This window comes from Flavobacterium myungsuense, from assembly GCF_042677265.1.
Classification (GTDB): Bacteria; Bacteroidota; Bacteroidia; order Flavobacteriales; family Flavobacteriaceae; genus Flavobacterium; species Flavobacterium myungsuense.
In genome coordinates this window covers 332,651-347,006 of the sequence record NZ_JBHTIZ010000011.1, presented here as the reverse complement: position 1 = coordinate 347,006, position 14,356 = coordinate 332,651, and the positions used below count along the sequence as shown (strand labels likewise).

General features: G+C 32.8%; 10 protein-coding genes. 1 reads left to right on the top strand and 9 read right to left on the bottom strand.

All coding sequences use genetic code 11. The annotated features are described in order from the left end of the window. Positions 1 to 476: 476 nt before the first annotated feature. Positions 477 to 1,343: a winged helix-turn-helix domain-containing protein gene (locus ACFQ0S_RS05085; protein WP_379754780.1), complete on the bottom strand. Its 867-nt coding sequence runs from the start codon at positions 1,341 to 1,343 to the stop codon at positions 477 to 479. 141 nt (positions 1,344 to 1,484) lie between these two features. Between ACFQ0S_RS05085 and ACFQ0S_RS05080 the strand changes: the two genes are divergently transcribed. Next, positions 1,485 to 1,910 carry a DoxX family protein gene (locus ACFQ0S_RS05080; protein WP_379754777.1) on the top strand — a complete coding sequence of 142 codons (426 nt, stop codon included), beginning with the start codon at positions 1,485 to 1,487 and terminating at the stop codon, positions 1,908 to 1,910. Between the two features lie 120 nt (positions 1,911 to 2,030). Here ACFQ0S_RS05080 and ACFQ0S_RS05075 read toward each other — a convergent pair whose 3' ends face one another. The 8 genes from ACFQ0S_RS05075 to ACFQ0S_RS05040 all read right to left on the bottom strand — a co-directional run bounded on the left by ACFQ0S_RS05075 (position 2,031) and on the right by ACFQ0S_RS05040 (position 14,184). Next, entirely contained in the window at positions 2,031 to 3,245 is a 1,215-nt protein-coding gene (locus ACFQ0S_RS05075; RefSeq protein ID WP_379754774.1) for a BaiN/RdsA family NAD(P)/FAD-dependent oxidoreductase, read from the bottom strand. Positions 3,246 to 3,537: 292 nt separating this feature from the next. After that, positions 3,538 to 4,215, bottom strand: coding sequence for a glycerophosphodiester phosphodiesterase (locus ACFQ0S_RS05070; protein WP_379754772.1), 678 nt, complete (start codon positions 4,213 to 4,215; stop codon positions 3,538 to 3,540). 77 nt (positions 4,216 to 4,292) lie between these two features. Beyond that, on the bottom strand, positions 4,293 to 5,957 hold the full coding sequence (locus tag ACFQ0S_RS05065; RefSeq protein ID WP_379754769.1) for an alpha-amylase family glycosyl hydrolase: 1,665 nt from the start codon (positions 5,955 to 5,957) through the stop codon (positions 4,293 to 4,295). A gap of 11 nt (positions 5,958 to 5,968) precedes the next feature. Next, positions 5,969 to 8,365 carry a glycoside hydrolase family 31 protein gene (locus ACFQ0S_RS05060; RefSeq protein ID WP_379754766.1) on the bottom strand — a complete coding sequence of 799 codons (2,397 nt, stop codon included), beginning with the start codon at positions 8,363 to 8,365 and terminating at the stop codon, positions 5,969 to 5,971. 96 nt (positions 8,366 to 8,461) lie between these two features. After that, entirely contained in the window at positions 8,462 to 10,765 is a 2,304-nt protein-coding gene (locus ACFQ0S_RS05055; protein ID WP_379754763.1) for a glycoside hydrolase family 65 protein, read from the bottom strand. Between the two features lie 34 nt (positions 10,766 to 10,799). Further along, complete coding sequence (pgmB, locus tag ACFQ0S_RS05050; RefSeq protein ID WP_379754760.1) at positions 10,800 to 11,459, bottom strand: beta-phosphoglucomutase; 660 nt, start codon at positions 11,457 to 11,459, stop codon at positions 10,800 to 10,802. Positions 11,460 to 11,668: 209 nt separating this feature from the next. Continuing rightward, positions 11,669 to 12,997 (bottom strand): MFS transporter, encoded by a 1,329-nt coding sequence (locus tag ACFQ0S_RS05045; RefSeq protein WP_379754757.1) that lies wholly within the window; start codon positions 12,995 to 12,997, stop codon positions 11,669 to 11,671. Positions 12,998 to 13,164: 167 nt separating this feature from the next. Further along, positions 13,165 to 14,184, bottom strand: a complete 1,020-nt coding sequence (locus tag ACFQ0S_RS05040) for a LacI family DNA-binding transcriptional regulator (RefSeq protein ID WP_379754754.1) — start codon at positions 14,182 to 14,184, stop codon at positions 13,165 to 13,167. Positions 14,185 to 14,356 lie beyond the last annotated feature (172 nt).

Below are 14,356 nucleotides of genomic sequence, written 5' to 3'. Positions count from 1 at the left end.
TCAGTATATCAATAAATTCATTTTTGACAGACCTATAAACAATATTAAAAATCAAATAATTTAATTACACCCAACGGGTTATTTATTATATCGTTTTGTTAATTTTCCTTTGGTGAAATCTAAAATTAGTAATGTCTTATTAAGATATTATATTGGTCATTTCTTAACTTTTTTTCCAATAGCGTGTTTTTCTAATGGTAAAATTGAGAGTCTAAAAATTTATTTAAATAAACAAAAGCAATATTTTGACATTGTAGATTCAAAAAATAAAACTCAAATTAACGATCCGAATTGTCTTAAATTTTTAGGTTTCGTGAGTGACAAATATATTTATAGTTCATTGGATAATAATAAAATATACATTTTAAATAAAGAGGAATGTAGCGGAATTGAAATTATAAAAAATTAGTTACTCGTAACACATCCTAAATCTCATTCCTAATTTTCAAAAACTATCCATTCTTTCAAAATCGTAATTAACCCACTTCCAACTTATACCCCACACCATGACTATTCACAATGCGCACGGAGGGATCTTTATCCAATTTCTTGCGCAGTTTTGATATAAACATGTCTAGGCTTCGAGTTACGATGACGCCCTCATTTTCCCAGACTTCTTTTTGCAGCTCGTTGCGGTCGATAATGACATTGGGAGAGGTGAAGAAAATATACAGCAACTTCGATTCTTTCACCGTTAACGGAATTTTTAAGCCCTCGTAGTACACAACGTGTTGTTCGTAGTGAAAATCGTATTTCCCTATTTGAAGGGTTTCCCCCGTTGCACTCTTAGGTACTGTTCTCGTTTTCTTTTTATACCCTATTCTGAAAAGTAAAACCAAAAGCACCAATATAATACTCCCAATAATTATTGTTTTATTCCTTGAGAAAATAGTTTTTTGCGGGATAAATTGCACGGCAATAGTATAACAACCCATAGGCAATTTGCGCCCCAAACACGAAATTACAGTTTCTTTAGCATGAGCAGAATGTACAAAACCATAGACCACTTTCTTGGTCGAACAGGCTATAACCTGCACCGCATAGTCCTTTGAGAAATTGCTTTGGTTGAGATTGCGTTGCACAATGGCAACTAAAGAATCCGGTGTAATGGGCAACTGATTTTCAAACGCAATATGAAACTCATTGGCAGATATTTTTTGTATTGGCAAGACCTTAGAAGTCGAATCCTTGGAACTTCTGAGTAGTTCATCCCCAATTTTTCGCAATAGTATTTGGTTTTTTGGATTCTCATTATCCAATTGTTGCTGAAAATCAGCGTACAACAAAGCAACAAACAAAACCAATAAAGCGGAGAGTAAAAGGAAAAGGTATTTTTGTTTCATTCTTCAAAAGTATTTTTTTATTAAACATCAAGCAGCGATTTACTAAAAATTTATACTTTTTTTACATTTCTTTTACAAGTTTTTCATCGGTTTTGGATGCAGAACAAATAGTTTTGTCCAATATCTTTAAAATAAAAAATCATGAGTTCAAAAATTTTTACTTCGGGACCTCTTTGGGAAAATGGAATTTCTTTGATACGAATTGGCACAGGAATACTAATAATCATGTTTGGCAAAGAGCTTTTTGATGAAGCGATGATGGATGACTATACCAAGTTCCTTACCGATGTTGGTATGCCTGCACCCCGATCGATGTTAACGCTCGCCAAATTAATCGAGTTGATAGGAGGCGTTTTATTAGTTGTCGGACTGTTTACTCGCATCGTAGTTGTGCCGCTTATGGCGACGATGCTAACAATAATATGGTATATGTCTGAAGGGAATTTCTTTAACGGAGGGACCGCTTCTACTTTTTTTCTTTTGTTTCTTGCGCTATTATTTTTAGGTTCGGGAACTTTTAGTTTGGATTATGTGTTTTTTGATAAAAGTAAAAATGAAAGCCAATAAATAAAAATTAAAAAGCTTATACAATAGTAGTGCTGTTATTCTTACTAAATTTTGCCACAACTTTTGTGATTTTTTTATTTTGAAAATTTAATCGCCCGTTTTGAAAGAGCAAGTAACGTATTATTGAGTTACAGCATCAGCCACAATAAATCCGCTTGTCCAAGCATTCTGAAAATTAAATCCGCCAGTAATGGCATCAATATTTACGATTTCTCCAGCAAAATAAAGATTTTGGTGTAGTTTACTTTCCATAGTTTTGAAGTTAATTTCTTTTAAATCGATTCCTCCAGCGGTTACAAATTCTTCTTTAAAAGTGCTTTTTCCGTTTACTTGAAAGCTAGCATTCGTGAGTTGAAGAGCAAGATTTTGCAATTGTATTTTCGATACATCAGCCCATTTCGTTTCTGTTTCAATGCCAGAAGCAAGTACTAAACTTTCCCACAAACGATTAGGAAGCTCAAAAGGAGATTTCTTCGAAACCGCTTTCTTCGCGTGTTCTTGTTTTATTTCTTTGAGAATTTTTTCAGCATCTTCGGCATCAACATCATTGAGCCAATTGACATAAATAGTAAATTGATAATTTTTGTCATTTAAAATTCGTGCGCCCCAAGCAGACAATTTCAAAATCGCTGGACCGCTAATGCCCCAATGTGTAATCAATAAAGGTCCTGAGGAAACAAGTTTACTATCTTTTACTTTTACGGAGACATTTGCAGCAACTCCAGGTAATTCCTTGATTCTTGAATCTTTGATATTAAAAGTAAATAGGGAAGGTACTGGCGAAACGATGGCGTGACCAAAATTTTGTAGCATTTCCCATATTTTCGGGTTACTTCCTGTGGCTAGAATTAATTTTTCGGTAAGATAATTTTCGCTTTGGGTTTCAATTTTCCAAAAGCTATCTTTTTTGAATATCGATTGAACGCTTTGTCCTGTTAAAACCCTAATTCCTAATTTTTGGGTAGCTTGTAGGAAGCAATCAATAATAGTTTGCGATGAATTAGAAACGGGAAACATGCGTCCGTCGTCTTCAATTTTGAGTTCCACACCATGATTTTCGAACCATTCAATAGTGTCGCCAGAACAAAACTGATGAAAAGGACCTCGTAATTCTTTTTCGCCACGCGGATAAAACTTGACCAATTCATTAGGTTCAAAACAAGCATGAGTTACGTTGCATCTTCCGCCTCCAGAAATGCGAACTTTCTGTAATACTTCAGAACCACGTTCTAAAATAGCGACTTTAAGCTTGGGATTCTTCTCAACACTATTAATTGCTGTAAAAAAACCCGCTGCACCGCCACCTACAATAATGATATCGAAATTTTGATTCATTTTTTAAACCATTAAGGGATTTAAGATTTATTAAGTTTAATCTGTTGATTGTAATTCAAGTTTTATATTTTAACACATAGAAACATAGTTTTTATTGAATTTTATTTAGTCGTTTCACTTTCCTAATAGTAAATCAGAGCTATGTGAACCCAAAAAATGGGCTATCAAAATCTTTTTTTCTATGAATCTATGTGTTTCAATTTTTATTTCTATCGGTTAGATAATCAAACGAATGGATTATATTTAGTCATCTGCAAGTCTTTAAATATATTTAATTCCTAATAGTTTAAAATCAAATTCTATCCGGAAAATCAGAAATGATTCCGTTTACATGGAATGATTTTATTTTTTGAATGTCTTCTGTTTCATTAACGGTCCAAGCAAATACTTTAAAACCTTCATTTTGCATTTTTATTGTATTTTCTTTGGTTAACAAATGAAAATACGGATGAATAGTTTCGGCTTTTATAAATTTGGCGAAGGCAATTGCCAAATCTAAATCGGTGTGGGTTAAAACTCCTATTGGAATTTTAGCATTCCATTTACGAACTTCTTGCAACGCACTCCAATTGAAACTAGAAATTATAAAATGACCGTAATTCCAATTTTTTTCTTCAATATAGTGTTCAATTAAATTTATAACTGGTTTAGAAGTTCCTTTTCCTTTAAGTTCTATGTTTATAAAACAGCGTTTGTTTACCAAATCAAAAACTTCAATTAAAGTAGGAATAGTGTTTTCTTTTTCAATTTGAAAAGTTTTTAACTTTTGCAAAGATAGTTCATTTACAAATCCTTTACCGTTAGTAGTTCTATCTAATGTTTCATCGTGTATAACCATAATTGCTCCATCGGAACTCAGATGAATATCTAACTCAATGCCATCAACACCTATGTCAATTGCTTTTTGAAAAGAAAGCAAAGTGTTTTCAGGCTCGTATCCTTTTGCGCCACGATGTCCTATGTTTAGCATTCTTTATTAAATTAAGAAAGTGTAAACATAAAAAAACGCCTTCATTTCTAAAGGCGTTTGTGTCAATTTTATTTTTCTTATTTTTTTAATTCTAATAGGACAAAGCCAAATTCGGAATCGATAATTACTTTTCCATTGGTAACAGTTGCTGATTTTCCGGAATAGGTGTCTTTTACATCAACTCCATTTTTAAAAATGGTTCCTACAGTAATTTCTTTTATACCTACAGGTAAATCTAAACCAATAACTACAGAATCATAATAGTTATCTTTTGTAAAAGTTCTACTGAATACATAAGGATTTGAAGAAATAACAGCATGAATACCAGCTCCTACTGAAGGATGATTTCTCCTGAATTGACCTAATTTTTGCCAATGTAACAGTGTTTTTTGAGTCTCAGGATTAGATTGTATGTCTTCCCAATTCATGAATGAGCGTAAAGTAGCATCTCCTTGAGTGCCTTCGATTGCCAAAGAGCGACCCGTTTCGTCTCCGTAATATACCTGAGAAATTCCCGGAGAAAGCAATAATTTTGTGCCACTTTCTATACTTTTTGTACGTTTGGCGTCGAAAGGACTTCCGTCATCATGTGAAGACAAATAATTTAAAACACTAAAGCCTTTTAACTCATTATTAAGTTTGCCTGAATATTTTGAAAAGAGGAACTCATAATCTTTTTGAGCATCCCACTTAAATTCAAAATTGATCATGTTATTGAATCCGTTTTGATAATAGTTTATTTTTTTATCTCCAAAATCAAAAATCTGACCACCGCTTATGCCATAATTGTATACTTCGGCAATGGTATAAAATGGATTATTGTCTAAGACTTTTGTCGGGTTATTTTTTTTCCAATCAGTAAAAGCATAATCACATTGGGTTTTGAAATCGGCCCAAACTGCTTCTTCAGTATGTTTTACAGTATCTGCACGATAGCCGTCAATTCCAAATTCGGTGATATAATCAGTCAACCATTTAATAATATAGTTTTTGGGCGTTCTTGGATATCCAGTTCTTTTAAAAAATTCATCTAATGTGGCTACTTCTTTTTCATAACGACCTTCTTTTTTCCATTTTTCAATTAAGAAAGGCGGAAGTGACACTTCTTGAGTGCTTTCTGTTTTTACGTCTGGTAAATTAGCAACTAAAGTACAAGCGGTAGTGTTTAGAAAACTTTTATAATCGCATTGCGGACCTGTACGAACCCAATCATTTGGCCAAACAGGATCTATTGCTGTTACAGGTCCTGTATGATTAATGACACCATCTAAAACAATACGGATGCCTTTTGCATGTGCTTTTTGAACTAGTATTGCTAAATCTTCTTTAGTACCAAAATTTGGGTCTAAGGATGTCCAATCTTTTGCCCAATACCCGTGAAAACCATAACTTAATCCGGTTCCTTCATCTACACCGTCATAAATTTGTTCTACAATTGGTGTGAGCCAAATGGCATTTATCCCTAGTTTTTCAAAATAACCATCATCAATTTTTTGTATAATACCTTTAATGTTTCCGCCTTCAAAACCTCTTAATTTTCCTGCAGTTTTTGTACGGTTTAAATAAATTTCTTTTTTTGGATTTCCGTCTTTAAAACGATCAGTCATTAAAAAATATAAATTGGCTCCCTCCCAAACAAAAGGAGTTTTTGTTGTTTCTTTTATAGCACATTTTTTTGTTGATGAACAACCTGACAAAAAGAATACTAAAAACACGATGCTTATTTGAACTGCTTTTTTCATTGAGTATATTTTTATTGAATTTGTAGCGATACGATTGTTGGTTTATTTCTTACTATTTGAATAGGGACAACTATTTTAGAATCTTGAATAACATATTTGCTTTCAGCACCATTTATAGTAACACTTTTAATTTTATCGTTCATATTATGCAGAATTAAGGAAATGTTTTTTTCATCAGATTGAAATAATTTTCCGGTTTCTGTAGTTAAAGTAAGTGTGACCATTTTTTCTTTGATGGATGATGCAAAATTTAAAATTTCGAATTCTCCTTTTTCAAAAGCATTAGCTGTTGTTCCATCATCATTATATAACTTTCCGTTGCTTGTAACTGTTTTTTCATCAAAATAATAGTGTAAGTCAAAAGCATTTAGTGAATATTTCAATGTGTTTTGTATTGTTTTAATCATTGGAATAAAGGCGCCACCACGAACAAAAACGGGAATATTATCAGCCGAAACTGGAATAGATGATGTGGTACCTGCTTCATGTTTTGTATCCGAATAAAAATCAAACCAATTGTTGTTTTTTGGAAAATATACTGAAGTACTTGTTACCGACGCTTTAGTTATAGGAGTAACTAAAAAATCATTGCCCCATAAATAAGAATCACAAGAGGTAACTAATTTTTGATTTTTAGGCTCTTCAAAAAATAAAGGTCGCATTAACGGCAATCCTTTAGTATTGTTTTCGAAAGCTAAAGTGTAATTGTATGGCAACATTTGATAACGCAATTCGATTTGTTTTTTAGCTTTAGCTTTGGTAACAATATCTTTGTAGACTGGTTCTGAAGCAACATCTTCTTGAGCATGCGGGCGATATATCGGCTGAAAAACGCCATACTGCAACCATCGTATATACAATTCATTATCAAAATAATCTCCTGCAAAACCTCCTAAATCTGAGTGCATATAGGCCATACCTTGCATTCCCATTTGTAAAGCAATTTCAGGTTGCGATTGCAAACCACCCCAAGAGCGACTCACATCGCCAGACCAAGGAATCATTCCATAGGTTTGTGACCCAGAATAACCAGCACGCATTAAAATAAAAGGTCGAGTTTTAGGAAAATCAGTTTTATAGCCATCACTAATCATTTTTGCCCATGAATGCCCATAAATATTATGAACTTCATCAGCTGTTCCTTTAGCGGTAAGTGCTGCTGATGGAAAAACTTCGGGTTCACCTAAATCGCCCCACCATCCGCCAATTCCTTGATTGATTAAGTTTTTATAAATATTCCAAAACCAAGTTTTTCCTTCGGGTTTAAATAAGTCTACAATTCCGGTATTCCCAAAATAGAAATCATAGGTAAATGGGTTGCCTACTTTGTCTGTTGCCAAAACCTTTTTATCAACAGCCTCTTTCCATTTGTTAGAGGTGGTTAAAATAAAGGGTTCTGTAATAAGAACTGTTTTTACTCCTTTTGTATTTAAATCAGCAATCATTTTCTTTGGATCAGAAAAATTGTCTTTGTCCCAATCTAAATTCCCCATGGTGCCTTGAACTGTTTTTCCGAACCAATATAAGTCTAAAATAATGGCATCAACAGGAATTTCATCTTTTATAAACTTATCAATTGTTTTTGTTACTTCATCTTGGTTGTGATATCCAAAACGACTGGACAAATTTCCTAAAGCCCAACGAGGCACTAATGGTTGTCTACCTGTTAGGGAAGTATAATTTGAAATTAAATTACCCCAAGATTCACCAGCAATTACTTGGTATGTTTTTCTTCCTGAAATGGTTTCGTAGATTAAAGTATTGTCTTTTTTACTATCTAAATCCAAGTAGCCAATAGGAGCATTGTCAAAATGAATAGCATAAATTTTTGAGGAAAGTACAAATGGAATTGAGAAGTTCATTTTTTTAGAGTACGTTTCATAACCATAATCGGCTTGATTGTACAATTGCAAACGATTGCCACGGCGGTTCATACCTAAAGCTCGAGCTCCAGCACCAAAAAGGGCTTCGGTGGCGTCTAAATTGAATTCTAAAGTTTCAGATTGCGATGTTTCTTTCGAATCGGTATTTGTTTTTTTAACAAAACCATTTTTTTCGGATACTAATAAATTGTTTTTATAGAAATAAGAAATTTGGAAAGGACTTTTTTGAACAGAAACAGTTATACCTGATGTGGAACAAACTATTTCGTTTTTAGTTTGCTTTATTTTGAAGGCAACTTTTTCAGGAATTAAAACTACAGCATGTGAATTGGCATTGAATACTTCTCCGGTAGGAATAAAACTGGTTTCTATAATTTGATTGGAATACGGTTTTATGACATACTTCCCGTCAGAAGTATTAATTTCAAGTAGATTTTTTTTAAAAGTATAATTTACAAACTTCCGATTTGCATTTTGCGCAAACGAAAGAACGGAAATCAGAAGTAGAACTACTATTTTTTTCATGAGAAAGTTTTTTAAAACCATTAAGGTATTAAGTTTCATTAAGTTTTTCTTAATCTGCTTAATACCTTAAAGGGTCAATTTTATTTTAGAAATAATCTATACGGTTACCAAACTATTTGGCTCAACTAGAACCGCTTTTCCGTTAACAAAAACAGTCAGTTCTGTAGCACCTTCAAGTGAAAATTGAGTATCGTTATGATTAATAGAAACTTTTAATATTTGGTTTCTAAAATTAATTTTGAAAGAATAACCATTCCATTCTTTTGGGATCTTTGGAGAAAAATGAAGTGCATCATTTTTTACTCTCATACCACCAAATCCTTCTACAATACTCATCCAAGTTCCAGCCATAGAAGTTATGTGACAGCCTTCTTCTACTTCTTTATTATAATCATCAAGATCTAAACGAGAAGTTCTTAAATAGAAAGTATAAGCCATTTCCATTTTATCTAAAACTGCTGCTTGAATAGAGTGAACGCAAGGTGAAAGCGAACTTTCGTGAACGGTAAACGACTCGTAGAATTCGAAATTTCGATTTAATTCCTCTTTTGTAAAATGATCTTCAAAGAAATAAAAGCACTGTAAAACATCGGCTTGTTTAATATATGGAGAACGTAAAATTCTATCCCAAGACCATTTTTGATTAATTGGTCTTTGGCTTCGATCCAAATCGGCAACTCTAACCAATTCTTTATCTAAGAAGCCGTCTTGTTGTAAGTAAACATTAAGTTCTTCAGAAAATGGAAAGTACATGTTATCAGCTACTTTTTTCCAAGATTGTAATTCGGCATCTGTAATCTTTACTTTTTCGGTAACTCTTTTATGATCTGAAGGGTATTCAATAGAAACTTTTTGAATTTGTTCGAATGTATAATCCAAACACCATTTAGCGATGTAGTTCGTATAAAAATTGTTGTTTACATTGTTTTCATATTCGTTTGGTCCCGTAACTCCAAGAATCATATACTTGTTTTTATGGGTAGAGAAATTGGCTCTTTGATGCCAAAAACGAGCAATTCCTATTAAAACTTCTAGTCCTTTTTCTGGAATGTATGAATAATCACCAGTAAAACGGTAGTAGTTAAAAATGGCAAAGGCTATGGCTCCATTTCTGTGAATTTCTTCGAAAGTAATTTCCCATTCGTTGTGACATTCTTCTCCATTCATGGTTACCATAGGGTATAAAGCTGCTCCGTTTGAAAACCCTAATTTTGTTGCGTTTTCAATTGCTTTATCCAATTGATTATAACGATAGGTTAACAAATTTCTAGCGACTTGCTGGTCTTTTGTTGCCATATAAAACGGAATGCAATAGGCCTCAGTATCCCAATACGTTGACCCACCATATTTTTCTCCCGTAAATCCTTTTGGACCAATATTCAATCGGGAATCTTTTCCTAAATAGGTTTGGTTTAATTGAAAGATATTGAAACGAATTCCCTGTTGTGCTTTTACGTCTCCATCAATAGTAATGTCTGACATTTCCCATATTTTTGCCCAAGATGCTATTTGATCTTGCAACAATTGGTCATATCCTTTTGCTGATGCAGTTATAATAGCATTTTCAGCACCATGTTGGGTGTTTTCATGATTTAAAGAAACAGTATAACCACCTATTTTTTCAATTGCTGAGGTTTCTCCTTTAGCTACTGCAACCGCATAGATGAATTGTATTTTTTCTTTATTAGATTCAATATTTTCAGTAGTAATATTTAAATTTTTACCATTTGATAAAATACTGTTTTGCATGAAAGTAGTTACAATAAAATGCGTTTTGAATGTTCTTGCAGTTACAAATGCTTTATTTTCAGAATGTTTTACGTCTAATGGTTCCCAAAATTTTTCTTCCCAATTAGCATCTTCATTAGTTACACCTGCATCAATATAAGGCTTGTATATTATTTTTGAGTCTTTATTTAATGGAGTGATTTCATATTTGATAACCCCAACTTCATCTAAATCTAGCGACAAAAATCGACGAACATTAACACTAATTTCTGTTCCATTTTTTAATGTAGCTTCAAAAGAACGATTATACCAACCCTCTTTCATGTTCAATTCTCTGCGGTAATCCCTAACCGATGTACATGTATGCAAATCTAAATTTTCACCGTTTATTTCTATGTCAATACCTATCCAGTTTGGAGCATTTAACACTTTAGCAAAATATTCAGGATAACCGTTTTTCCACCAGCCCACTTTAGTTTTATCGGGATAATATATTCCCGCTATATAGCTTCCCTGAAAAGTTTCTCCACTATAGTGTTCTTCAAAATTAGCTCGTTGTCCCATAGCACCGTTTCCAATACTAAATAGGCTTTCAGACGATTTTACTCTCTCTACATCAAATCCTTCCTCAATGATGGACCAATTGTCAGCTTTAATATAATCTTGGTTCATTTCTTTTTTTTTATGCGTTATTAAATGTTTTGATTTAGTTGTTTATTAATTGATCGAGAAAACTAGTTTCTATTGTTGTAAAGTCATGAAATATATAATTTGCTTCATGCAAAACGTTTTTTTCTCCTATACCAATACTATTCATATGGGCTATATTAGCAGCTTGAACTCCAGCCACAGAATCTTCAAAAACGATAGAATCTTCATTAGAAGCATTTAGCAATTGCGCAGCTCTAACGAATACCTCAGGATCAGGTTTTGCATTAGAAACATCATTGCCGTCAACAATTGCATCAAAATAATCTAGTATTCCCGTTTTTTCAAGAATTGGCCTTGCATTTTTACTTGCCGAACCTAATGCGATTTTTTGATTATTGGTTTTTAAATATTTTAGTACCGGCATTACACCAGGTAATATTTCACTTTCGTCCATATCTACTAAATAGGACAAATAATCTTCGTTTTTTTGAATAAGCCATTTGTTTTTATCTTCTTGCGAGGCATTAATGTTTCCTAGTTCTAATATAATGTCAAGAGAACGCACTCGGCTAACTCCTTTTAATAATTCATTATGTTCATGTGTAAAATCGATACCTAATTCGTTTGCAATTTTTTTCCAAGCTAAATAATGGTATTTAGCAGTGTCGACAATTACGCCATCTAAATCAAAAATAAATGCTTTAACCTTTTTCATTTTATTTATATACTTTTTTTCGCTTTCAAAATTAGTTTAAAACTCTATAACTGCTTCTTTCATTTATGACTAACTATAAAGTTTTATTGTTACATTACAATTAAAGATAAACCATATAATTATTAATAAAAAACCAAACGAGTAATTATTAATAATTCAATTTTGGTTATACTTTATTTAAAATTGATCTAAAACAATTTTGTTCTTAATTAATTAGACGTTGAATTTTCTTTTACCAAAAACACAGCTAGTCCAGCTATTAGCATTGATGCTCCAGCAATAACAATAATTACCATTGGGTTTCCTCCAAAAGCTGCAATTAAAGAGCTTCCTAAGATTCCTGCGGCAATTTGTGGTAAAGTAATTGTGGCATTAAACAACCCCATATATACACCCATTTTATCAGCAGGGAGAGAGCCCGAAAGCATGGCATAAGGCATAGCTAATATTGCAGCCCAAGCCAAACCAACGCCTGATATAGACAATAATAAAATGTTTTTGTCATGAACTAAAAACATAGACATTAATCCTAGCCCTCCAAGAAATAAAGAAAAACTGTAGGTTTTTTTTCTGCCTATTGATTTAGCTATGTTAGGAATTAGTAAGGAATATAATGCTGCTACAGCACTATAAAAAGCAAACAAAACGCCAGTCCAATCTCCAGCTTCATTAAAACCTATTGATTTTGCATCAATAGCTTCAGGACCCCATACTTGATTTGCGATTGCTCTTGTGGTATAAACCCACATTAAAAACAAAGAAAACCAAGAGAAAAATTGAACAAAACCTAGTTGCCAAAATATTTTAGGAGCATTTCCAATTAATTTAAAAACGCTTGTTTTTTCTTTAGTTTCTTTAGCTTCTAAATCAATATTATTATATAATGCGTGCTCCTTGGGAGCATATTCTTTAGTTCTAAAAACCGTCCAAAGGACACTAATCAATAAAATAGCACCCCCTATGTAGAATGACCAAATTACTGAAGCAGCCACTTTTTCTCCTTCTGCTGGAACATTTGCAACACCTGCATTTGTTAATATCCAAGGAAGAAGTGAGCCAAAAACAGCACCAAAATTTATTAAAGCACTTTGAAGTGAATACCCTAAGTTGCGTTGCTCGTCATTTACCATGTCTCCTACAAGAGCTCTAAAGGGTTGCATGGTTACATTAAAGGAAGTGTCCATTAATAATAACATACTTGCTCCAAAAACTAAAGGAGGTAAGAGGTACGTAAAATATTCAGCGTTTGGCATAAAAAACATTGCCAAAGCAGAAACAATTGCACCGCCAAAAATGAAAGGAATTCTTCGGCCAAGTCTGGTCCAGGTTTTATCGCTAGACAGTCCAATTATAGGTTGAACTATAAGACCGGCTAAAGGAGCTGCAAGCCAAAAATAGCCTATGCTGTGAACATCGGCACCTAGGGCTTCTAATATTCTGCTGGTATTTCCGTTTTGAAGTGAATACCCGATTTGAACTCCTAAGAATCCAAAACTTAGATTCCAAATTTGCCAGAAATTTAATTTTGGTTTTTCCATTATCGTATTATAATTGATTAGATACGATAAGCACCATGCTTATCAAAACTTATTTTTGTTTTCGAAGTAAAATATAAGCTTTGATAGGCCGTAAAAGTAATAATTTATTTTAATTGATAATTTTTTTTTTTTAAATATTGTAAAAAATTATTCTATACTAAATAAAGCTAATTCGTAGATTCTCGTTCTACAAGATTGGTTTCAATGACCTCTGTTTTATAATGCTCCTCATCCTCATCCTCATTTTCTAGTCTATCTATAAGCATAGTTGCTGCTTTTTCACCCATTTTTATTTCATTTTGACTCACTGTAGTAATACTAGGTGATGAGAACTTAGAAATCATACCGTCTGTAAATCCTATGATTGAAATGTCTTCAGGAACTTTTAAACTTAATTTTTTTGCCAATTTTATAGCAGTAACAGCGAACAATTCGTTTACAGCGAATATCGCATCAAAAGAATTTTTAAGCAATAATGCCTCAATTTGATCCGAGCAATTGTCCATATTTTCAACTTTAAGGATAAACTCCTCATTAATTGCAATGTTGTTGCTTCTTAATGCTTTAAGATACCCTTCAGTTCTTAATTTGCCAACACTAACATAGTCAACAGTTGAAATCAGCGCAATTTTTTTAAAGCCTTTGTTAATTAAGAACTGAACAGCTTCAAAAGCGGCTAGATTGTCGTCAATAATTACTTTGTCACATAAAATATCATTGGCAACTCTATCAAACATTACCACAGGCATTCCTTGACTGATTACTTCGCTAATGTGGTGAAAATCTTTTTTTAATTGGGTTTCTTTAGACAATGACATAATAAAGCCATCAATACTTCCGTTGGCAAGCATCTCCATATTTATGACTTCTTTATCAAAAGATTCGTCGGATAAGCACACAATAACATTGTACCCCTTTTCATTAGCCACTCGCTCTACACCACTAATTACTGTAGCAAAAAAATGATGAATAATCTCCGGAATGATAACACAAATGGTTTTTGTTTTTCTATTCTTTAAGCTTAAAGCAATTAAGTTGGGCTTGTAGTTGTACAATTTAGCAAAAGCACGTACTTTTTGTCTGGTGTCTTCACTTATCTCTGGGCTGTCTTTAAGTGATTTAGAAACAGTAGAAATAGATACGTCTAATTCTTTTGCAATTTGTTTTAATGTGACTTTTCTTTTCATTAGGGAGTTATAAATTTTTACGAACTGATTGAAAGTTCATAAATAATAATATGCGAAGATAGTTAAATTATAATTTCATAAAATTCAATTTTAGCCTTAAAAATATATAAAATTCAGAAAGTTTTCAACACTATTACGTTTTCGTGGTTATTTTAAGAGTCTGCATTTCTGT

Coding starts and splice junctions, on each gene's coding strand:
- ACFQ0S_RS05065 (WP_379754769.1), bottom strand. CDS start 5,957: ATGAAAAAAGCAGTTCAAATAAGCATCGTGTTTTTAGTATTCTTTTTG.
- pgmB (WP_379754760.1), bottom strand. CDS start 11,459: ATGAAAAAGGTTAAAGCATTTATTTTTGATTTAGATGGCGTAATTGTC.
- ACFQ0S_RS05070 (WP_379754772.1), bottom strand. CDS start 4,215: ATGCTAAACATAGGACATCGTGGCGCAAAAGGATACGAGCCTGAAAAC.
- ACFQ0S_RS05060 (WP_379754766.1), bottom strand. CDS start 8,365: ATGAAAAAAATAGTAGTTCTACTTCTGATTTCCGTTCTTTCGTTTGCG.
- ACFQ0S_RS05080 (WP_379754777.1), top strand. CDS start 1,485: ATGAGTTCAAAAATTTTTACTTCGGGACCTCTTTGGGAAAATGGAATT.
- ACFQ0S_RS05055 (WP_379754763.1), bottom strand. CDS start 10,765: ATGAACCAAGATTATATTAAAGCTGACAATTGGTCCATCATTGAGGAA.
- ACFQ0S_RS05045 (WP_379754757.1), bottom strand. CDS start 12,997: ATGGAAAAACCAAAATTAAATTTCTGGCAAATTTGGAATCTAAGTTTT.
- ACFQ0S_RS05040 (WP_379754754.1), bottom strand. CDS start 14,184: ATGAAAAGAAAAGTCACATTAAAACAAATTGCAAAAGAATTAGACGTA.
- ACFQ0S_RS05075 (WP_379754774.1), bottom strand. CDS start 3,245: ATGAATCAAAATTTCGATATCATTATTGTAGGTGGCGGTGCAGCGGGT.
- ACFQ0S_RS05085 (WP_379754780.1), bottom strand. CDS start 1,343: ATGAAACAAAAATACCTTTTCCTTTTACTCTCCGCTTTATTGGTTTTG.